General features: G+C 65.7%; 14 protein-coding genes and 2 riboswitches. Of the genes, 4 read left to right on the forward strand and 10 right to left on the reverse strand.

Going from position 1 to position 21,194, the window contains the following annotated elements; genetic code table 11:
* Positions 1-3 precede the first annotated feature (3 nt).
* Together cyoB and cyoA are read right to left on the reverse strand one after the other, a co-directional pair.
* A complete protein-coding gene (gene cyoB / locus L7H23_RS03700; RefSeq protein ID WP_237838017.1) occupies positions 4-2,013 on the reverse strand; it encodes a cytochrome o ubiquinol oxidase subunit I in 2,010 nt (669 codons plus the stop codon).
* 16 nt (positions 2,014-2,029) lie between these two features.
* Positions 2,030-3,187 carry a ubiquinol oxidase subunit II gene (cyoA, locus tag L7H23_RS03705; RefSeq protein ID WP_237838018.1) on the reverse strand — a complete coding sequence of 386 codons (1,158 nt, stop codon included), beginning with the start codon at positions 3,185-3,187 and terminating at the stop codon, positions 2,030-2,032.
* A gap of 180 nt (positions 3,188-3,367) precedes the next feature.
* Between cyoA and L7H23_RS03710 the strand changes: the two genes are divergently transcribed.
* Together L7H23_RS03710 and L7H23_RS03715 are read left to right on the forward strand one after the other, a co-directional pair.
* Positions 3,368-4,690, forward strand: a complete 1,323-nt coding sequence (locus L7H23_RS03710) for an MFS transporter (protein WP_237838019.1) — start codon at positions 3,368-3,370, stop codon at positions 4,688-4,690.
* Entirely contained in the window at positions 4,683-5,213 is a 531-nt protein-coding gene (locus L7H23_RS03715; protein WP_237838020.1) for a molybdenum cofactor guanylyltransferase, read from the forward strand. Before L7H23_RS03710 ends, L7H23_RS03715 begins: the two co-directional genes overlap by 8 nt.
* On the opposite strand, the gene L7H23_RS03720 is transcribed toward L7H23_RS03715, so the two are convergent.
* Positions 5,210-6,676 (reverse strand): mannitol dehydrogenase family protein, encoded by a 1,467-nt coding sequence (locus L7H23_RS03720; protein WP_237838021.1) that lies wholly within the window; start codon positions 6,674-6,676, stop codon positions 5,210-5,212. The genes L7H23_RS03715 and L7H23_RS03720 overlap by 4 nt on opposite strands.
* A 116-nt stretch (positions 6,677-6,792) precedes the next feature.
* On the opposite strand from L7H23_RS03720, the gene L7H23_RS03725 reads away from it, so the two are divergent.
* On the forward strand, positions 6,793-8,253 hold the full coding sequence (locus L7H23_RS03725; RefSeq protein ID WP_237838022.1) for an ATP-binding protein: 1,461 nt from the start codon (positions 6,793-6,795) through the stop codon (positions 8,251-8,253).
* A 6-nt stretch (positions 8,254-8,259) separates the two neighbouring features.
* On the opposite strand, the gene L7H23_RS03730 is transcribed toward L7H23_RS03725, so the two are convergent.
* The 7 genes from L7H23_RS03730 to L7H23_RS03760 form a co-directional block, all read right to left on the reverse strand.
* On the reverse strand, positions 8,260-8,832 hold the full coding sequence (locus tag L7H23_RS03730; protein WP_237838023.1) for a TMEM165/GDT1 family protein: 573 nt from the start codon (positions 8,830-8,832) through the stop codon (positions 8,260-8,262).
* Positions 8,833-8,849: 17 nt separating this feature from the next.
* Positions 8,850-9,034, reverse strand: a riboswitch (yybP-ykoY riboswitch).
* Positions 9,013-9,294, reverse strand: coding sequence for a hypothetical protein (locus L7H23_RS03735; protein WP_237838024.1), 282 nt, complete (start codon positions 9,292-9,294; stop codon positions 9,013-9,015). (Overlaps the previous riboswitch by 22 nt.)
* A complete protein-coding gene (locus L7H23_RS03740) occupies positions 9,294-13,532 on the reverse strand; it encodes a translocation/assembly module TamB domain-containing protein (RefSeq protein WP_237838025.1) in 4,239 nt (1,412 codons plus the stop codon). The genes L7H23_RS03735 and L7H23_RS03740 overlap by 1 nt, the downstream gene beginning before the upstream one ends.
* On the reverse strand, positions 13,532-15,826 hold the full coding sequence (locus L7H23_RS03745) for a BamA/TamA family outer membrane protein (RefSeq protein WP_237838026.1): 2,295 nt from the start codon (positions 15,824-15,826) through the stop codon (positions 13,532-13,534). Before L7H23_RS03745 ends, L7H23_RS03740 begins: the two co-directional genes overlap by 1 nt.
* Before the next feature lie 295 nt (positions 15,827-16,121).
* Positions 16,122-17,300 (reverse strand): nucleotide sugar dehydrogenase, encoded by a 1,179-nt coding sequence (locus L7H23_RS03750; RefSeq protein WP_237838027.1) that lies wholly within the window; start codon positions 17,298-17,300, stop codon positions 16,122-16,124.
* Positions 17,301-17,363: 63 nt separating this feature from the next.
* A complete protein-coding gene (locus tag L7H23_RS03755; protein ID WP_237838028.1) occupies positions 17,364-18,824 on the reverse strand; it encodes a protein adenylyltransferase SelO in 1,461 nt (486 codons plus the stop codon).
* 72 nt (positions 18,825-18,896) lie between these two features.
* Positions 18,897-20,033, reverse strand: coding sequence for an acyl-CoA dehydrogenase family protein (locus tag L7H23_RS03760; protein ID WP_237838029.1), 1,137 nt, complete (start codon positions 20,031-20,033; stop codon positions 18,897-18,899).
* A 150-nt stretch (positions 20,034-20,183) separates the two neighbouring features.
* Here L7H23_RS03760 and L7H23_RS03765 point away from each other — a divergent pair, with 150 nt between their 5' ends.
* Positions 20,184-20,897, forward strand: coding sequence for a helix-turn-helix domain-containing protein (locus L7H23_RS03765; protein ID WP_237838030.1), 714 nt, complete (start codon positions 20,184-20,186; stop codon positions 20,895-20,897).
* Positions 20,898-20,943: 46 nt separating this feature from the next.
* Positions 20,944-21,136, forward strand: a riboswitch (cobalamin riboswitch).
* Positions 21,137-21,194: the final 58 nt, after the last annotated feature.

A 21,194-nucleotide genomic window follows, 5' to 3' on the forward strand; every position in this document is an offset into this window, starting at 1 on the left:
GCATCAGGCTCCGGCCGCCAGCTGGCGGGTCCGCGCGTCCTCGACCGCGGTGACCGTGGCCGCCGGAATGTCGAAATCGCGCTTGTAATTGAAGGTATGCCAGATCGCGCCGACGATCGTCGCCGCGAAGCTCGCGATGACCAGCCACCAGATGTGCCAGACCAGCGCGAAACCCATGACGAGGCAGAAGCCCGACAGGATCATCCCCGTCCCGGTGTTGCTCGGCATATGGATGTCGCGGAAGCCGCCCACCGGACGCTGATGCCCGCGCTTCTTCATGTCGTACCACGCGTCGAGATCGTGGATCACCGGCGTGAAGGCGAAATTATAATCGGGCGGCGGCGAGCTGGTCGCCCATTCGAGCGTGCGGCCGCCCCACGGATCGCCGCTTTCGTCGACCAGTTCCTTGCGCCGCCAGATGCTCACCGCAAACTGGATCAGCATCGCGGCGATGCCGACGGCGATCACGGCCGCGCCGATCGCGGCGATCACGAACCAGATCTGCAGGCTCGGATCGTCGAACACGCGCATCCGGCGGGTCACCCCCATCAGGCCGAGGATATAGAGCGGCATGAAGGCAAGCCAGAAGCCGACGACCCAGCACCAGAAGCTGATCTTGCCCCAGAAGACGTCGAGCTTGAACCCGAATGCCTTCGGCCACCAGTAGTTGATCGCCGCGAACAGGCCGAAGAGCACGCCGCCGATGATCACGTTGTGAAAGTGCGCGATCAGGAACAGCGAATTGTGCAGCACGAAGTCGGCGGGCGGCACCGCGAGCAGGACGCCGGTCATCCCGCCGACCACGAAGGTCAGCATGAAGGCGATCGTCCACATCATCGGCAGCTCGAACCGGATCCGGCCGCGGTACATGGTGAAAAGCCAGTTGAAGAGCTTCGCCCCCGTCGGGATCGAGATCACCATCGTCGTGATGCCGAAGAAGCTGTTAACGCTCGCCCCCGACCCCATGGTGAAGAAATGGTGCAGCCAGACGATGTACGACAGAATGGTGATACACACCGTCGCATAGACCATCGAGCTGTAGCCGAAGAGCTTCTTGCCCGAGAAGGTCGAGGTGACCTCCGAATAGACCCCGAACAGCGGCAGGACGAGGATATAGACTTCGGGGTGCCCCCAGATCCAGATCAGGTTCACATACATCATCGGCGAGCCGCCGAGATCGTTGGTGAAGAAATTGGTGCCCGCGTAGCGGTCGAGCGTCAGCAACGCGAGCGTTGCGGTCAGGATCGGGAAGCTCGCGACGATCAGGATGTTCGAGCAGAGGCTGGTCCAGGTGAAGACCGGCATCTTCATCAGGCCCATGCCCGGTGCGCGCAGCTTCAGGATCGTGACGATCAGGTTTATGCCGGACAGGGTCGTCCCGACCCCGGCTATCTGCAGACCCCAGATATAATAATCGACGCCGACATTGGGGCTGTACGCGATCCCCGACAAAGGCGGATAGGCGAGCCAGCCGGTCTGCGCATATTCGCCGACGAACAGCGAGATCATCGTCAGCACGGCGCCGGAGGTCGTCATCCAGAAGCTGAAGTTGTTGAGGAAGGGGAAGCTGACGTCGCGGGCGCCGATCTGTAGCGGGACGATATAGTTCATCAGACCGGTGATGAACGGCATCGCGACGAAGAAGATCATGATCACGCCGTGCGCGGTGAAGACCTGATCATAGTGATGCGGCGGCAGATAGCCTTCGGATCCGCCGAACGCCATCGCCTGCTGCAGGCGCATCATGATCGCGTCGGAAAATCCGCGGAGGAACATGATCAGGCCAAGGATCATGTACATGATCCCGATGCGCTTGTGGTCGACCGTCGTGAACCACTCGGTCCACAGATAGCCCCAGAGGCGATATTTGGTGATCGCCGCCAGCACGCCGATCGCGCCGAGCACGACGACGATGAAGGTGACGACGAGGATCGGCTCGTGCAGCGGCAGCGCTTCGAGCGACAATTTACCGAGGAACGGACCGGTCTCGGGAGCGGGATGCGGGGTGATCATGCGGGTTCGCCTGCGGTCAGGAGATCGGACGGGTGGTGGCGGCGTTGAGCGCGGTGCGCTCGGGCGCCTTGTTCGGATGCGGCAGCCCTTCGCCCTTGAGGGGGGCGGGATTCACGGGCTTCGCGTCGGGACGGTCGGCCGACGCCATCGCCGCGCTGCAAAGCGCCGCAATATAGCGCACGCTCCAGCCGACGGTGCCCGTTGTGCCGCGCGCGGCATATTTGTCATAAGTGACGTCGCGGACGTTCCCGATGCCGGCGATGCCCGCGCCGCCCTTGGCGTCGATCGACATCATGTCGTGCATGCACATCTTACCGGGCTCGACGCACATGTTGACGACGGCGTCGAACAGCTGCGGATCGGTCGCGGCGAAGCGGCGCACCGGTTCCTTCTGGCTCGGCTTTTCGAGCTTCAGATAGGCCATCCGGTCGAGGTCACCCTCCGTGGCCGCCTTGGTCTTCGCGACCCAGCCGTCGAACTCGCCCGCGGGCAGGCTCTTCACCTTGAAACGCATCTGCGAGAAGCCCCAGCCCGAATAATTGGCCGAAAAGCCCTCGAACTCGCCGGTCTTGTCGAAGACGCCGTGGAGCTTGGTCTCCATCCCGGGCATCGCATAAATCTGCCCCGCGAGCGCCGGGACATAAAAGCTGTTCATGACGGACGAGGAGGAGATGCGAAAGCGGACCGGGCGGTTCACCGGCAGCGCGAGCTCATTGACCGTCGCGACGCCCTGTTCGGGGTAGATGAACAGCCATTTCCAGTCGAGCGCGACGACCTGGACGTCGAGCGGCTTGACGTCCGCCGCGATCGCCTGCCCCGGCCCGGTGCGCGCCAGCGGACGATACGGATCGAGCAGATGCGTGGCGACCCAGGTGACCGCGCCGAGGCAGATGATAATAAGCAGCGGCGCCGCCCAGATCACCAGCTCGAGCTGCGTCGAATGATCCCAGTCAGGCTTATAGGTAGCTTCCTTGTTGGCCGCACGGTAGCGCCACGCAAAGAAGATCGTCAGCGCCATCACGGGCACGATGATCAGCAGCATCAGCACGGTCGACAGGACGATCAGGTCACCCTGCTGGCGCGCGACGTCGCCCGCCGGATCGAGCACGACCATGTTGCAACCCGCGAGGAGCGGCAGCGCGCCCAGCACCGGCAACCACCGGAATCGGGCCATTAAAGGGGAGAGCTTCGTTGGCATGATGCGCGCCTAGGCCTCCTTTGTTGCAGTGCACATAGGACATTTTGTCCAATCCACTCGGCCCGCACGATAGCGCAGGGGCGATTTCATAAAGGGCGCTTTTGCCCTATGACCGACTCGCGCCGCAGAAGCGGCGCCAGCTGCAGGACCTGAACCATGTCTGCCGAAACCGCCACGACCGAGGCCGAACGCGATGCCCGCGCATTGCACGACGACGGCCACCCCATTGCTCCTGCCGAAATCGCAATCGGGGTGATCATAGGGCGGACTTCGGAGTTTTTCGACTTTTTCGTTTATGCGATCGCGTCGGTTCTCGTTTTTCCGAAGCTCGTCTTCCCGCACCTCGATCCACTGACCGGAACCCTCTGGTCTTTCGCGATTTTCGCGCTCGCCTTCGCCGCGCGTCCGGTCGGCACGATGATCTTTTCGTCGATCGACCGCGCCTATGGCCGCGGTGCGAAGCTGACGATTGCGCTCTTCCTCCTCGGCGGTTCGACCGCCGCGATCGCCTTCCTGCCAAGCTACGAGTCGGCGGGGATCGGCGCCGCCCTGCTGCTCGCGCTGTTCCGCATGGGCCAGGGCGTCGCCCTAGGCGGGTCATGGGACGGCCTCGCCTCGCTGCTCGCGATCAACGCGCCCGAAGGCAAGCGCGGCTGGTACGCGATGATCCCCCAGCTCGGGGCCCCGCTAGGTCTGATCGTCGCCAGCCTGCTCTTCATGTTCCTGATCGCCGCGCTGCCGGCCGAGGATTTCCTCGACTGGGGCTGGCGCTATCCCTTTTTCGTCGCCTTCGCGATCAATGTCGTCGCGCTCTTCGCGCGCCTGCGCATCGTCGTGACCCCCGAATATGCCCGGCTTTTCGACGAGCGCGATCTTGAGCCTGCGAAACTGACCGAGACGCTGCGTTCGGAATGGCGGATCATCATCATGGGTGCCTTCGCCCCGCTCGCGAGCTTCGCGATGTTCCATATGGTGACCGTGTTCCCGCTGTCGTGGGTCTTCCTGTTCACCGAAGAAACGCCGGTGCGCTTCCTGATGATCGAGGCGATCGCCGCGATGGTCGGGGTGATCGCGATCATCGCCTCGGGCTATCTGGCCGACCGCATCGGCCGCCGCACTTTGCTGGGAGCGACCGCCGCGGCGATCGCGGCATTCAGCGGCTTCGCGCCGCAGCTGCTTGCGGCGGGCGAAACCGGCGAAGCGGTGTTCATGATCCTCGGCTTCCTGATCCTCGGCCTCTCCTTCGGCCAGTCGTCGGGGGCGCTGTCGTCGAACTTCTCGCCGCGTCACCGCTACACCGGCTCAGCGCTGACGACCGACCTTGCCTGGCTGTTCGGCGCGGGCTTCGCGCCGATGGTCGCGCTCTGGCTGTCGAGCGAATTCGGCCTGCTCGCCGCGGGCGGCTATCTGCTCTCGGGCGCGATCTGCACGCTCGTCGCGCTGTGGCTCAACCGCGAACTGGCGCGGACGATTGACTGATCCGACGAAGCGGATCGCCGGCGTCGTCCTCGCCGGCGGCCGCTCGTCGCGTTTCGGCAGCGACAAGGCGGAGGTGCTCTATCGCGGCCGCCGGCTGATCGACTGGTCGATCGCCGCACTCGAACCCCATTGCGAAGTCCTGTTCGTTTCGGGCCATGCCCATCCGGATCATCATGGCGTATCCGATCGCCCGGAACCCGGCATGGGACCGCTAGGCGGCCTCGCCGGCGCAATGCAGGCCGCCAAAGCCGGCGGATTCACTCACCTCCTGTCGCTCCCGTGCGACACGCCCGAGGTGCGGCCGGACCTGCTGGAGCGGCTCTGCCGATCAGATGACGGCGCCTATATCGCAGGCTGTCCGGTCATCGGCCTGTGGCGTACCTCTGACGGCGGGGCGCTGGAAGACTGGCTGACCGAAGGCCGCGCGCGATCGGTTCAGGCGTGGGCAGAGGCGCAAGCTTATGCTGCGCTCGAAGCGCCACCGATCCTGAACATCAACCGGGTCGGGGATATCGGCGCCTAGTCGCCATCCAGATAGCGGCCGAGTGCGCCGAGCGTACCGTGGACCTCCATCGCCGCCAGCCAGTCCGACACGCCGGGGACCAGCGCCGGGTGCCCGGCGAGGTCACCGAACAGGGGCTCGAGCGCCAGCACTGCGCGCGCGTCGGCGGCGAGCGGGATCAGGGTATCCGCCATGACATGCCGCACCGCGATCGTCCGCCCCCGATCGTCGTATCCCCGCAGGCGCCGGATCCATGCCGCGAGCGCATAGAGCAGCAGAGGCGAGTCCTGCCCTGCCCGCACCCGGTCGCGGAGCGGATCGAGCAGATAGTTGAGCGGCGCGTCCATATTCACGCGCGCGGTCGTGTCGCGAATGTTCGGATTGGCGAACCGGCGGATCAGCGACGCCTTGTATGAGCCGAGATCAATGCCGGCCGGCGCCTCGACCGTCGGCCCGGTCTCGCGGTCCATCAGCGCGGCCATATAGGCGCTCAGCCGCAGGTCATGCATTGCTTCGTCGATCAGCACGTGACCCGCCAGCTCGCCCGGCGCCGAAATCGCGAGGTGGCTCGCGTTGAGCAGGCGCAGCTTCATTTTCTCATAGGGCGTGACGTCCACGGCGAACTGTACGCCAACCTCTTCCCACGCGGGACGCCCCGCAACGAAGCGGTCCTCGACGACCCATTGGCGGAAGGTCTCGGAGAAAACCGGCCACGCATCCTCGATGCCGTACCGCTCCGCAAAGGTCACGACGTCCGTCGGCTGCGTAACCGGCGTGATGCGGTCGACCATGGTATTCGGAAAGCTCGCGCGATCCTCGATCCAGCGCGCCAAGCCGGCCTCCTGCGCCTCGGCGAAGTCCAGAACCGCCCGCCCGAGAACATCGCCATTGTGCTGGATATTGTCGCAGCTGAGCGCGGTGAAAGCCGCCAGCCCTGCGTCCCGGCGGCGACGGAGCGCTGCCGCGATAATGCCGATCGCGCTTTGCGGCGCGTCAGGGTGCGCAAGATCGTGCGCGATCAGCGGGTGATCGGGATTGAGCCGCTTCGTTCCGGGATCGAGGCAATAGCCTGCCTCGGTCACCGTCAGGCTGACGATACGGGTCGATGGATCGTCGAGCGTGGCCCGGAGCGCCTCCGCTTCGGCGGGTGCGAAGATCGTCCGGGCGACGGGGCCGATGACCGTCGCCTGCTCGCTCTCGGCATCGCGCTCGACGAGCGTGTAGAGATTGTCCTGCAGCCCCAGCACTTCCGCGAGCCGGACATCGCCCGGCATCAGCCCGACGCCGCATATTCCCCATTCGAGCGCATCGGACCGGCGCTCCATCAGATCATGCGTGTAACGCGCCATATGCGCGCGGTGAAAACCGCCCATACCGATATGCACAATTCCGCCGCGCAGCAGCGCCCGATCATAGGATGGCCGCGCAACATCGACCGGAAGCCGGGCGAGATTGCGTTGGTTGAGCGGGATCGGCGGGGACATTCCCACGACCTAGCGCATGGCGAACACGCGCGACAGCAACCCATCCGCCGAATTTCTTTGCCGCGCGAGCATCGCCGGTTGCCCCGAATCGAGCGCGCCGATAGGTGCGAAAGGCAGTGAACAGCAGCATCGAAATCGGGACCGACGAGCGGGGGGCCGCCGTTCACGTCAATGTGCAGGAGCTCCTTGCGACGCGTCTGCTCGTCCAGGGCAATTCGGGGTCGGGCAAGTCGCATCTGCTGCGCCGCCTGCTCGAAGAGAGCGCCGGTCTCGTCCAGCAGGTGGTGATCGACCCCGAAGGCGATTTCGTTACCCTCGCCGACCGCTACAATCACATCGTCGTCAACGCAGGCGACTATAGCGAGCGCGAAATCGCCGCGATGGGCGCGCGCATCCGCGAGCATCGTGCATCGGTTATCGTGGCGCTCGATACGCTCGACATCGAGGCGCAGATGAGCTGCGCCGCGATATTCCTGAACGCGCTGTTCGACGCCCCGCGCGAGCACTGGTTTCCCGCACTCGTCGTCGTCGACGAAGCGCAGATGTTCGCGCCGAGCGCATCGGGCGACGTTTCCGATACGGTGCGCCGCGCCAGTCTGTCGGCGATGACCAACCTGATGTGCCGCGGGCGCAAGCGCGGCCTTGCCGGCGCGATCGCGACGCAGCGGCTCGCCAAGCTGGCGAAGAATGTCGCCGCCGAGGCGAGCAATTTCCTGATGGGACGCACCTTCCTCGACATCGACATGGCGCGCGCCGCCGACCTGCTCGGCATGGAACGGCGGCAGGCTGAGGCGATCCGCGACCTCGAACGCGGGCATTTCCTTGGGCTCGGCCCTGCCATCTCGCGGCGCCCGGTCGCGGTGAAGATCGGATCGACCGAAACTGCTACGCGCGCTGGCACGCACGGGCTGCTGCCGCTGCCGAGCGCCGAGCCGCAGGATATGCGCACGATGCTGTTCGCCGAGCTGGAAACGCAGGCGCTACCGACACCGGCGCCCGCGCCGCAGCCTGTCGCGGCGCAGGATCTGATCCGTCAGTTCGCCGAACAGGACGGTGACGACGAAGTGCCCGCGGTGCCAACCACCTTGTTTCCCGAGACCGAGCTGCCCGATGCCGAGCCCGTGATCGTCGCGGCGCTCGAGGAGATGCTCGCCGATCCCGACTGCGCCTTTCACCCCGAATCCTTCCTCTATCAGGATTTCTCGGTGCGCTGCCGGATGCAAAAGCTCGGCCGCGTGCCGCTCGACCTGCCGCAGTTCCGCAAGCGCTTCGCGCTCGCCAAGGGCGGCATCTTCGATCCGGCGGACGCAAAATGGCGCGAACTGCTCGACGCCGCGAGCCGGCTGCCCGACGACATGCTCGCACCCTTCGTCGCGATCGCGCGCGCCGCGATAGAGGGCAGCCCCTGCCCCGACGACGACGCGCTCGGCCGCGCCTATGGCACGCGCTCGCCCGGCCGCATCCGCCGCCTCGTCGAATATATGGAAAAGCAGGGCGCGGTCGTCGTCCGCTCCGACTTCGGCGGCAGGCGTTCGATCGGAATTCCCGAACTCGGCCTGAGCACCGAAGCCGAATAGCGACCGCTAGCCGATCAGCCCTGCGGTCTGCGCGAGCACCCACAGGCCGATCACGAGGAACAGCGCGGCCGCGACCATGCGCACCTTGTTCAGATCGACGCGCTTCAGCAGCTCGTTACCTAGGAAGATCGCCGGCACGTTGGCGATCATCATGCCGAGCGTCGTCCCCGTCGTGACCGCGAGCACATTATGATATTGCGCGCCGAGCGCGATCGTCGCGACCTGCGTCTTGTCGCCCATCTCGACGAGGAAGAAGGCGATCAGCGTCGTTACGAACGCCCCAAACCGCGGCTTCGGCGCCTCGTCATCCTCGAGCTTGTCGGGGATCAGCGTCCACGCCGCCATCGCGACGAACGACAGGCCGATCGCATAGCGGAAGATCGGGCTGTCAAGGAAAGCGGCGGCCGATGCGCCGAGCAACGCCGCCAGCGCATGATTGGCGAGCGTCGCGACCAATATGCCGAGGATGATCGGCATCGGCCGGTGGAACCGCGTCGCGAGCAGGATAGCGAGCAGCTGCGTCTTGTCGCCGATCTCGGCGAGCGCGACGACGGCGGTCGACGTCAAAATAGCTTCCATGGGATTCGGTACTCCGGGGCCGGGCGGCAGGCAATTCCAACGGACATCGTACCCCGCCGCCCGGCCCGGACGGAGGGTTCGATGCCATTGGTCTCGCCCAAGCGGTGATCCCGCTTCCACTGCACCATGACCTCTCGGCCAAGTATGTTGATGCAATGGCCCGTCGCGAACGACGGCTGGCTACTCCCCAGATGACTTGGGCGCGTTAGACGGCTTTGCCGTGTCTGGCAAGGGCATGGGCGCGGTCCGCGGTATCTTGCCGCCCGGTTCGACCGCCACCGCCGGCCCCGACGGAGCCCCCCCAGCCGCTTTCGCGGCCTTTTCGGATTCGGCGATATCCTTGTCCATCGCCTTCGCCCGCGCGTCGATTTCCTTCGCTGCCTTGTCGTATCGCTCGTCGAAGCTCGGCTCCTGGTGGCAGGCGGCGAGCAAGAGCGGCAACACGAGAGCAAGGCGGCGCATCAATAATCCTTGCGGTAGCGGACGCTAAGGTTCGACTGGCCGCCCGCGGCGCCGGTCTGGCTCAGGATCGACAGCGCCGGGGTCAGGCTGATCTCGAGCTGCGTCGCGGTATAGCCGCGCGCATCGGTGATCACCTCGAGATAGATGTCCTTCGAGATATATTGCCCGGCGGCGAGCGCCGTCCCGCGTCCGACAGTGTCGTCGGGGCCGAGGATGCGGAGCCGGTCGATCCCCGTCGCCGAGCGCAGCGCGCCGAGCGGACTCAGCCCGCCTCCACCGCCACGCAGCGAATTGAGCGACGCGGCAAGCTGCACTGCCTGCAGCGGCGACAAAGAGGTTACGGAATCGCCGAACAGGATGCGCGAGACGATCTCGTCCTGCGGCAGGCCCGGGACCGACGAGAAGGTGATCTGCGGGTTCATAGCACGGCCGGAGACATTGATATTCACCGTCACCGTTTCGATCGTGTCGCTCGCGAGCAGCCGCAGCGATGGGTCGAAGGCATCGCCGGTCGGGAAGGTCACCCGGCCCTCTTCCAGATCGAACGAGCGACCCGCGAAGCCGAGTGTCCCGCGCACCAGTTCGATCTCGCCTGCGACGCGCGGCGCCTGCGTCGTGCCCGTCAGCGTCACGTCGGCCTGCCATTCGGATTCGAGCCCCATGCCGCTGACATAGATTTCGTCGCCGGCGCGCAGATGGATGTTGAGCCGGATCAGGTCGAACAGGCTGCCGCCGACCGCCTCGAGCCCGTCGCCGCTGATCCGCCGCCGGCCGGTCGGCGGCTTGCGGCGCACACCGGTCAGTACCGGCACGCTGGCTGCGCCTTCGCGCACAATGCGGTAGCGCGTTTCGGGCAGGCGGAGATCGCCCGACAGCAGCGCGGTCTGACCCGCGACCTTTTCGAGCGTCAGCGTGCCCGTCGCGCGCGCCGCGATATTCTCGCTCTTTGCAAGACGGGCGTTGTCGAGCGTCGCACTGATGTTCATCGGATAACCGTCGGCTTCGGAAAGGCTGACGAAGCCCTTCGCCTTGACCATGCCGTCGCCCGCCGTCGCGGTCAGGTCGTCAATCTCCAGCCGGTTACCGGTAAAGCGGCCATTGACGACCATATTGGTCAGCCGCGTGCCATAGGCCTGATTTTCATAGGCCATGCCATTACCGCGCACGACCCCTTCGAGACACGGATCGCTGACGCGGCAGCTGAAATCGGCCGCAACCGCGATCGGGCCCGAGACGCCCTGATCGGCGGGGCCGAAGAAGCTGTAAAGCGTGTCGGCGGGGCCATTGTAGCGCACGCCGCCGCCGAGCGGTGCAGCACGAAGCCGCGTCGTCCAGTCGCCCGCGCCGGGGCCGAGGGGACGAAGCGAGGCCTGCATCCTGCCAATCACCGTCCCGCGCTTGCGGATCACCGCGCGCGCCTCGCCGCCATCGCTGAGCAGCTTGCCGGCAAAATTGATGTCGACCGGCTGGCTGACTGACGCGGCTGTGGTGCGCGTGAAGCCGTCGATTGTCAGCCGCGCATCGGCGCGCGGGAAGGCATCCTCGCTCGCCTGCTCGAAATCGATGCTGCCCGTCGCGCGTCCGCCGAGTCCAAGGCCGGGATAGATCGAGTTCACCAGCGCCATATTCGCCCGGTCGAGGCGGCTCTGGATCATGATCCCCTCGCCGAAACGCCCCGCCACGCGCGCGCTGCTGCCGCGGCCGAGGTCGACCGTCGTGGGGAGCAGCTCATAGCCGTTGCGCCCCGGAATGATCCGCGCCGGCGTCGTCGTGCGGAAATTGACCCCGGTCGCGCGGCCCTGCACCGAAGCGCGCCAGAGGTCGGGCTTCAGGTCGGCATTGGCGGCAATGCGGAACGGCACCCCGCTCGTTCCCTCGACCAGCGCCTGCGCCTGACCGCTGCCGTTGCGATAGTCGATCTTCACGCGCCCGACGGCGATATCATAGGTTCGGATCTGGGTATCAGCGAGCTGGATGTCGGCGACGATATGCGGCTGGTCGTAGAGCGTGACGTCGGCGTCGACGATCGCCGACCCGACCGCGAGCTTCGCGGCGCCGGGCAACACGACATTGTTCGCGCGGACGTTGATCGCCGCCGCCTGATATTGCCCCGCCGCGCTCAGCCGGACGATCCCGCCGAGCCCCTGACCCGAAGCATCGAGCTGGCCCACGAATGGCCCGGCATTGCTCTTCACCAGCCGCCCATGGAAGCCGATCCCCGACAGGTCGCCGCGCTCGATATCGATCGTCAGCGGGCCGACAGCGGTCAGCAGCACGACATCGGCCGATAGCGGGCCATAATCGGTCTCGCCCGTCGCCGCGAGGCGATAACCGTTCGGCGCGCCGTTGATCTTCGCCACCAGATTGGCGAGCCCGATGCCGAGGCCGGGACGGTCGGCGGTCACCACCGCGCGCGGATCGCTGATCGTGCCGGCGAGCTGGACGCCTACAGGGCCATAGTCGGTCGAGTTCGCGCGCGCGGCGAGCTGGATCTGCCCGTTCGGCGCATAGCTCCCCTGCCCGCCCGTGACGCGCAGCTTAGGCGCGGTCATGCGGAGGTTCGCAAAGCGGATGATGCCGTCGGTGCCGTAGCGCACATCGCTCGACGCCGTGGCATTGCCGCCTAGGAAGTCGCGCACGCCCGAATTGAACAGCTTCGTCGAGCGCGCGCGGACGCGGCCGACGATCTCGAACCCGCCGCGCGGCGCGGTCTTGAGGTCCGCGTCGGTGTCGATATCGAACAGGCCGACGCTCTCGATCCGGTAATCGTTGATCCGCCCGTCGACCGCGCCGGTATAGAAGCCCTTGTTCAGATCGGCGATCATGATGACCTTGGCATCGATGCGCGGCGAGCGAAGACGAAGATTGTCGCTGAGGATGCGGCCGTTCGCATAGGCGAGATCGCCGTCGAGCCTTACCTGTGTCAGCGTCCCGCCCGCCACGGTGTCGAGCCCGCGAATGCGAACCGCGCGGCCTGCGACCGGAATGACGATCTGGTCGGCATCGACACGCGCCTTGCCCGCGAGGTTCAGCGTCTCGACGATGATGTCGTTGACCGCGAGGCTGTTGGCGTTGGCGGTATAGTCGACCGTCGGCAGATCGAAGGCGCCGTCAAGCTGCGCGGTGGCACGGAGGCCGTTGGCACGCAGGGCCGGTGCGATGGCGCCGGGCCGCAGGACGTTGAGCGCAAGTTTCAAACCGTCGTAGCGGCTGTTGCCGAGGTCGATCCCGCCGCTGACGCCCAGCTGCGCTGCGTCGGAGGTGAAGCGGCCGTCGATATCGGCCTTGCGCTCGTTCAGCCGCGCGGTGAGGTCGACCGAGGTTTCGGTGCCCAGAACGCCGGCCACCGGCCCCTCGGCAAGCAGGCGCGAGGCCTGCGTACTGCCCTTGACCGCGAAGGTTCCGTCACGGGCGCTGAGCGAAAGCCGTGCGAGCGGATTGGCGCCGAGGTTCGCGGTGAGATTGCCGTTCCAGACCTTCCAGTCGCCCCGCCCGTCGAGCTTCGCGGTCAGCGGCTCCTCAAATCCGCCGAGCGCCGCGAGCACGCCGCCTTTCGGCGCGGTCATGTCGAGCGTCATCGCAAGCCGGTTCTGCTCGGGCACCGCGTCGAGCAGCAGCTTCAGCGTATCGCCCTCGCCGCCCCCGCCCGCGATCGTCCGCGCATCGGCGGTGACCTGCGCGCGGCGATCGGCGATCGCGATCTTGCCGCTCAGCGTCGCGACCCGCCGCTGGCCGGCGACGGCGGGTTCGAAAACGAAACGGTCGACCTGCAACTTCGCGACGTCGATATCGATGTCGGGCAGCAAAGGCTCGCCCGTATCGGGAACCGGCTTGAACGCCGGAATCTTCTCCATCACGAGCGTTTTCGCGGTCGCCGAGCGGACGTCGACATGGTTCGACAGATAGGCGAACGGCCGCCAGTCGACGCGGAGCTCGGGCGAGCGCAGGAACACGCCCTTGGGATCGGACAGCGTAAAATCGCGAATCACCATCTCGCCGAACAGCGACCCGTCGAGCCGGCCGATGCCGATCTTCATCCCGTTTTCGAACTGGTATTTCTCGACCTGATTGGCGACGAAGCGCCGTCCGGCATCGCTGTTGAGCCCGATCAGGAAGATCGCGACCAGCGCGATCAGACCGAGCAAGGCGATACCGGTCCATTTCGCGATCCGCAGCGGCCATGATGGCTTCGCCGCCTTCGGCTCGCTTTCGGTCACGATGGCGCCGTCCTCCGCCATCAGAACGCCTGCCCGATCGATACATAGACGCTGACCCGCGCCTCGCCCGGCTGACGGTCGATCGGCGTCGCGACGTCGAGGCGCATCGGGCCGAAATTGGTGTAGAAGCGCCCACCGACCCCCGCCCCGAAGCGCAGGTTGTCGAAGCGCGGCGTCGATCCGCGATAGACCTGTCCCGCGTCGACGAAACCGACGATGCCGAAATTGCCGAAACGATAGCGCGCCTCGAACGCCGCCTCGTTCAGGCTGCGACCGCCGATCGGGTCGTTGTTCGGATCCTTCGGCCCCAGCTCCTGATAGCCATAGCCGCGCACCGACCCGCCGCCCCCGGCGTAGAAACGCCGCGACGGCGCCAGCCGCTCGCGCGCCGCGCCGAGGATTGAACCAACGCGGACGCGGCCCGCGAGAACGATATTGTCAGCGACGGGATAATAGCCGCTGACGTCGACCTGGCTGCGTGCATAGGGCGAGAAGCGCCCGGCAAGCGATCCTTCGGGCTGCACGCGCGCGGTAACGCGAAAGCCCTTCGTCGGGTCGAGCAGGCTATCGGTGCGATCGATGCCGACCTGCCCGAGCAGGCCGAAGATCGTATAGAAATCGCGGCTCCGCGCCCCGAGCGCGAAATCATAATCATCCTCGCTCGACGCGAGCAGTTCGGCGCCGAACGCGTAAGTCAGCTTCTTCTGCCAGATCGGCGTCGAGTCATAGCTGATCTTGGCGGCGACCCGACCGGTGATCGCATCGAAGGCGTTATAGTTGCTGCGCGTCGCCTCCGTCACCAGCTCGAAGGTCCGGTCGCGCCGACCGGCGTTCGAACGGCGCAGTGTGGCGCCGACGCTCTGCTCCTGCGTCCCGATGACCGCGCGCCCGATCAGCGCGCCCTCGGGCGGGAAAAGATTACGGTGAGTCCAGCTCGCCTCGAGCCGCAGACCTTCGCCGGTGCCGTATCCGGCAGTCGCGGCAATCGTCCGCGGCGGCCCTGCCTCCTGCGTCACCATCATCGTCACATATTCGGTATCGTCGCCCGCGCTTTCGCCCGTTTTCTGGGGTTCGACCGCGACACTCGAGAACAGCCCCGTTGCGACGAGCGCCTGCCGGAGATCGTCGGCCATCCGGCTGTCGTAAAGATCGCCGCGCTTGAAGCGTGCGAGCACCCCGACATGTTTGGCATCGAAGGCAAGCTTGCCCTTCGTCTCGATCCCGCCGAACCGCCCGCGGGGCCCGATGTCGATGGGCAGTGTATAGACGCCGTCCCCGGTTGCGCCGTCGAGCAGGATATCGCGCTGCCCGACCGTCGCGAACGGATAGCCCTCCTCGGGCAATTTGAGGGCGATTGCCGCCTCCGCGCCCTGCACGCGCTGCGCGACGATCGGTTCACCGACGGCGAGCGGGAAATTGTCCTGGACCAGCCCCGGCGGAACGGTGGGCTTCGCCTCGAGATTGATTGCGGAAAATTTGTAGCGCACGCCGGGTTTCACATCGATCACCGCGGTCACCGGCTGGCGCGGTCCATCGGGGTCGCGCGTCTGCCCCGTTCCCTGCGTGCTGTTCGCGGGATCGCGGTCGCCACGATCGCCGCGGTCGATCCGGGTTTCGACCACCCCGTCGTAATAGCCCTCCGACGCGAGGATGCGCTGCATCAGTTCGGCATCGGCCGACAGGCGCGCGCGCACCATCGCTATATTGTCGGCCTTTCCGTCGCCGTCGTAGAGCGCCGACAGGTCGCCGAACAGATCGGCGAGATCGACATCGGTGCTGTCGTCGGCGCTCGCAAGGCCGGTGACCTGCACCGTATAGGGAATCGAGCGGTTTTCGCCCGGCGCTTCCGGCTCGGCGAATTCGACCGGAGTGACGTTGAAATTCTCGAGCGGCGGAAGCGGCGCAGCCAGCTCCGTATCGGTGATCGGGGCATCGCCGATCGCCTCGACCGCATCGCCATCGGCAAGGGCGGGCACCGGAGCGCCCGCAACCACCGGGACATCGCCGGTCGCGGTCGAATCAGCCGTCGCGGTTGTCGCCGCGCCCGTGGTCCCCGCCGATTTCGTTGCGGCCGCCTTTGCGGCTTCGGCCTGCCGCTGCTCGAACTCGGCGATCGATTCGAGCGGCCGGTCGAGTTCGGGATCGTCCTCCGCGCTGATCGGCGGGATCGATTCCCGGAACTCCTCGTCGGAAATGATCGGCGCGACCTCCGGCAACTGCGCGTCAGGCGGCGGCGGGGTCGGTGCAGCGATGTCCGCGACCGGCGGGGCCTCTACCGTCGGCACCACCTTCGGCGGATCGACCTGCTGGGCCATCGCCCCGGCGCTCCAGCAGAAGCAAAGGCACGACGCCGAAAGCGAAAGGAGGCGGCGAAGCGACCGTTGGCGCCGATGCGCGGGACGGGAGAGATCAATCTGTTGCATCAGTCGGCAGCCGCTGAAGCTTCTGTGGCTTGCAGGTTTGCACGGCGCAACCCGTTTCTGAGGCACCAAAGTCCCGAAACGACGCCATATGGCCGACTACCCCTTCCCGTTGCTGATCAGGCCATCAACGAGCCGGGGCCAGTGCGGTTCCGTATCAACGCGTCAAGTTGCCGAATTCAGGGGCTGCTCAGCTGTCGGCGCCGAACAGGTCGCGGCTGTACACCTTGTCGGCGACATCGTTCAGCTCGTCGGACATCCGGTTGACGATAATGACGTCGGCTTCGGCCTTGAAGGCGTCCAGATCGCGGACGACGCGCGAGTTGAACAGATGATCCTCCTCGAGCAGCGGCTCATAGACGATGACCTCGATGCCCTTCGCCTTCACCCGCTTCATGATGCCCAATATGCTGCTGGCGCGGAAATTGTCCGACCCGGCCTTCATCGCCAGACGATGGATGCCGACGACGCGCGGACGGCGCTTGATGATCTCCGACGCGATGAAGTCCTTGCGCGTCGTGTTCGATGCGACGATCGCTGCGATCAGGTTCTGCGGCACTTCCCGGTAGTTCGCCAGCATCTGCTTGGTGTCCTTGGGCAGGCAATAACCGCCGTAACCGAAGGACGGGTTGTTGTAGAAGCTGCCGATCCGGGGATCGAGACACACCCCCTCGATCACCTGCCGCGAATCCACGTCATGCGCGGCGGCATAGGTGTCGAGTTCGTTGAAGAAGGCGACGCGCATCGCAAGATAGGTATTCGCGAACAGCTTGATCGCCTCGGCCTCGGTATTGCCGGTCTGCAGGATCGCCGCGTCGGGTTTCAGCGACCCTTCGAGAAGCAGCTGCGCAAATTCACGGGCACGCGGATGCGTGTCGCCGACGATGATCCGCGAAGGATAGAGATTGTCATAGAGCGCGCGCCCTTCGCGCAGGAACTCGGGCGAAAAGACGATATTGTCCGACCCCGTCTCGGCGCGCATCCGCTCGGTGAAGCCGACCGGGATCGTCGACTTGATCACGATCAGCGCCTGCGGCGCCAGCTTCAGCGCGTCCGCAATCACCCTCTCGACCGTGGTCGTGTTGAAATAATTGGTGTCCGGATCATAGTCCGTCGGCGTTGCGACGATGACGAAATCGGCATCGGAATAGGCCAGATCGCGATCGGTCGTCGCAACGAGGTTCAACGGCTTGTTCGCCAGATAATCCTCGATCTCGGGATCGGCGATCGGCGATGTCTTCGCATTGATCAACTCGACCTTGCGCGCGTCGATGTCGAGCGCGACGACCGTGTTGCGCTGGGCGAGCAGAACGGCGTTCGAAATTCCGACATAGCCGGTTCCGACGACAGCTATTTTGGCTGGGGGCAAAGACTTATCCTCTTATCGGGTTCGGCGCCGTCCCTAGCAGGGGGGGCGCGGCGGCTCAACCGATCAGGTGCCGCAATAGGTCGTATACGGCCCGAACCCGGTGGGCGCGGGCCCGGCGAACAAGGCCCAGACGGGACGCGGCGTATAGGGATTGCGCACGACCTCCAGCAGTTCCAGCCATGGCGCCAGGTCGCCCGTTTCCGCGGCGCCAAGCGCCGCCTCGACCAGATGGTTGCGCGGGATGTAGACGGGGTTCACCGCGTCCATTGCATCGGCAATCTCGAGCGGACCGATAGCCTCGCGCTCGATATGCTCCCACCATTCGGCAATCCACGGCGCCATTGCGTCGGGCGCCGGCAACAGACGTTCCAGCATGCTCCCGTCGCCGCGCAACAGCATCGCGAGCGCGCGGAAAAACGAGGTGAAGTCCACACCGTTGGTCTCAAGCGCGTCAAAAAGATTGTCGATCAGCGTCGCATCGTCGGCGCTCTGGTCGAGGCCGAGCTTGAAACGGATCAGCGCGTGCCAGACGGTACGGAACCGTTCGGGAATCTCGTTGACGATATCCTTTGCCGCTTCGACGTCGGCGGGATCGACGGCGTGGATCGCGGGCAACAGGGCCTCGGCGAAGCGCGCCATGTTCCAGTGCAGCATCTGCGGTTGGCGGCCATAGGCATAGCGGCCGTTGGCATCGATCGAGCTGAAGACGGTGTTCACGGAAAAGCGGTCCATGAAGGCGCAGGGGCCGTAATCGATCGTCTCGCCGCTCACCGCGACATTGTCGGTGTTCATCACCCCATGGATGAAGCCCACGCCCAGCCACTGCGCGACAAGATCGCACTGCAGGCCGATAACGCGATTGAGCAGGGCCAGATGCGGATTGGCCGTATCTGCAAGATCGGGAAAATGACGGCGGATCACATAGTCGGAGAGCTGGACGACATGATCGGCGCCGAAATGCGCCGCGAAGAACTGGAATGTCCCGACGCGGATATGGCTGCTCGCGATGCGCGTCAGCACCGCCCCCGGATGCGCCTGCTCACGCTGGACCCGGTCGCCGGTCGCGACGGCGGCGAGTGAACGCGTTGTCGGGACGCCGAGCGCAGCCATCGCCTCCGACATCAGATATTCGCGCAGCACCGGTCCGATCGCCGCCCGGCCGTCGCCGTTGCGCGAGAAGGGCGTCGGGCCCGAACCCTTGAGCTGGATGTCGAAACGCTCTCCATCCGGCGTGACGACCTCGCCGAGCAGAAGTGCCCGGCCGTCGCCGAGCTGGGGCGAGAAATGACCGAACTGATGCCCGGCATAGGCGAGCGCGAGCGGGTTGGCCCCGCCGGGCAACTCCTCGCCCGAAAATATCCGTGCGAGTTGTTCGTCGGTTGCGCCGTCGAGGTCGATCCCGAGCCGCTGCGCAAGCTCGCGATTGAATATGAGCAGCTTCGGCGCCGACGGCTTTGCTGCCTCGGCGGGGGCATAGAAGCCCTCCATGCTGTCGTGAAAGCTGTTGTCGAACGCGAAATCCATGGCGCCCTATGTCGAGCGTTCGCGCCCTTTATGCAAGTGGCCGGGCCGCCTCAGCGCCCCGGCCCCCTTCATTCAGCCGTCGATATCGAGCCCGAGCGCCAGGCGGCCGCTCAGTTCCTTCTGCGCCGGCTCCTGCAGCGGGTGGAAGCGTGCGCCCTGCACATCGCGGAACGCGCGTTCGATCGGCGAGCCCTTGTAGAAGGCGCTGCCGCCCGCCAGTTCGATCGCCAGCTCGGCGGTGCGGATCGCGGCGCGGCCCGCAATCGTCCGCCCGGTCATCACCCGGCTCGTCGTCTCGGGGTCCGGCGATGCCACCTCGGCGGTCGCGATCATTGATGCGACCGCTGTCTCGGCAGTCCAGAAGCTGTTCTGCATCTCGCCGGCGAGCGCAATCAGCGCCGGGTTTGCCGGCTTGCGCTTCGCCGCTTCGAACGCCGCATCGCGCGCGCCCTCGGCAACGCCCAGATAGGCCGAATAGATCAGCGGAAAGGCGATCATGCTGATGATGTGGAACAGCGGATGCCATTTGCCCTGCGGACGCCGGCCCGACACCGCGGCGTCGGCCAGGAACACATCCTTCAGCTCGACGTCGTGCGATCCGGTGCCGCGCATCCCCATCGTGTCCCACGTATCGAGGATCGTGACGCCCTCGGCGCTGAACGGGACGCCGAAGTGGAGCACGCTCGGTCCCGCCTCGGGATCTTCATAGACCGCGCTGGTCATCAGGATGTTGCCCGCCTGACAGCCGCTCGAGAAGACCTTCCGCGCGTTGATCAGGAAGCCGCCTTCGACCTTGGTCGCGCTGCCCGAGCCTTGCAGCCAGTCCGATCCGCCGCTCGACACGAGCACCAGATTCTCGGCCGCCACCCGGCGCAGCAGCCCGTCGGTCGGCGCCTGCATATGCTGCCAGCGCCACGCCGCGACCGCGACCTGATGACAATGCATCGAGAAGGCGAGCGCGGTGGAGCCGCACGCCGCGCCAAGGCGGCGGACGACGCCGCACAGCGTCGCATAGTCGAGTCCGTCGCCGCCAAGCTCGACCGGCACCGCGGCGCCGATCAGCCCGGCTTCGCGGAGCAGATCGTAATTTTCGGCAACGAAACTGCCGTCGCGGTCGTGCGCCGCGGCGGACGCACCGATCTTCGCAGCGATCTTGTCGGCGAGTTCGAGCCAATATTGGGGGGTCTTCGTTTCAGTCGTGGCAAGCATGTTCATCTCCATTGGTATCCCTTGCTGACGACGGCCTCTGAAGATTGATGCTCCAACACGATAGTTCAGGAACTGAATCGCCCCCGATACAGAAACTGAACTCGCCTCTTCGGCGACTCATAAGGTATAGCGTCCGCCGAGGAGCTTATCATGGCGAATACCAGCTATGGCCAATTCTGTCCGGTCGCGATGGCGGCCGAGGTGCTGTGCACGCGCTGGACGATCGTGCTCGTCCGCGAGCTCGCTGCAGGATCGACCCGTTTCAATGACTTGCGGCGTGGTGTCCCCCGCATGTCCCCCGCCCTGCTGTCGCAGCGGCTGAAGGATCTGGAAGCTGCCGGCATCGTCTATCGCGCCCCGGTGCCGAGAGAATCGGGCGTCTTCGATTATCGCCTGACCCGCGCCGGACAGGAGCTCGCCCCCGTCGTCGAGGCGTTCGGAGTCTGGGGCAAGCGCTGGATCGACGGCGACCTGTCGCTCGAAAAACTCGATGTGCAATTGCTGATGTGGGACATGCGCCGCGGCCTCGTGCTCGACCCGATGCCCGACCGCAAGACGATCGTACAGTTCCGCTACACCGACGTCCCCGCCGACCGCCGTTCATGGTGGCTCGTCGTCGAACCCGGCGACGAGACCCAGCTCTGCTCGGTCGACCCCGGTTTCGACGTCGATCTCTATGCCGCAACCGACCTTCGCACGATGACCGCGATCTGGATGGGCTACGACCGCGTGACCGATGCGGTCGGCGAACGCCGACTGATTCTCACGGGCGACGATGACCTCACCGACAGCATCGAATCCTGGCTGGGTCTCAGCCCTTTCGCCAAGACCGCGCCGGTCAAGACAGTCGAAGAGGCGCTCTGACGCTGCGGCATTTGTCCATTGCGGCGCACAAAAAGCTCTGCTAGCCGCCCGCCTCGTGACCTCGGGTTGCCCGGAGACGGGCATGAAAAGGGAAGATCCGGTGCAAATCCGGCGCTGCCCCCGCAACTGTAACCGGCGAGGTGGATGCACTCCGTGCCACTTGGGCGACTGCCTTGGGAAGGCCCGCATTCACTGCTGACCCGGCAGCCAGGAGACCTGCCAGAGCGTCGCCGTTATCTGCGCGCGGGCGGGGTGCACCGGGAGCAGGCGGGGATTCTCGCGTGACGGCAAAGGCCG

Source organism: Sphingopyxis sp. BSN-002 (genome assembly GCF_022024275.1).
In the GTDB taxonomy this organism is placed as follows: Bacteria; Pseudomonadota; Alphaproteobacteria; order Sphingomonadales; family Sphingomonadaceae; genus Sphingopyxis.

Bases quoted from the DNA above. Each gene is read 5' to 3' on its own strand.
- cyoB (WP_237838017.1), bottom strand. From the start codon at position 2,013: ATGATCACCCCGCATCCCGCTCCCGAGACCGGTCCGTTCCTCGGTAAA.
- cyoA (WP_237838018.1), bottom strand. From the start codon at position 3,187: ATGGCCCGATTCCGGTGGTTGCCGGTGCTGGGCGCGCTGCCGCTCCTC.
- L7H23_RS03710 (WP_237838019.1), top strand. From the start codon at position 3,368: ATGTCTGCCGAAACCGCCACGACCGAGGCCGAACGCGATGCCCGCGCA.
- L7H23_RS03720 (WP_237838021.1), bottom strand. From the start codon at position 6,676: ATGTCCCCGCCGATCCCGCTCAACCAACGCAATCTCGCCCGGCTTCCG.
- L7H23_RS03730 (WP_237838023.1), bottom strand. From the start codon at position 8,832: ATGGAAGCTATTTTGACGTCGACCGCCGTCGTCGCGCTCGCCGAGATC.
- L7H23_RS03735 (WP_237838024.1), bottom strand. From the start codon at position 9,294: ATGCGCCGCCTTGCTCTCGTGTTGCCGCTCTTGCTCGCCGCCTGCCAC.
- L7H23_RS03740 (WP_237838025.1), bottom strand. From the start codon at position 13,532: ATGGCGGAGGACGGCGCCATCGTGACCGAAAGCGAGCCGAAGGCGGCG.
- L7H23_RS03745 (WP_237838026.1), bottom strand. From the start codon at position 15,826: ATGGCCCAGCAGGTCGATCCGCCGAAGGTGGTGCCGACGGTAGAGGCC.
- L7H23_RS03755 (WP_237838028.1), bottom strand. From the start codon at position 18,824: ATGGATTTCGCGTTCGACAACAGCTTTCACGACAGCATGGAGGGCTTC.
- L7H23_RS03760 (WP_237838029.1), bottom strand. From the start codon at position 20,033: ATGCTTGCCACGACTGAAACGAAGACCCCCCAATATTGGCTCGAACTC.
- L7H23_RS03765 (WP_237838030.1), top strand. From the start codon at position 20,184: ATGGCGAATACCAGCTATGGCCAATTCTGTCCGGTCGCGATGGCGGCC.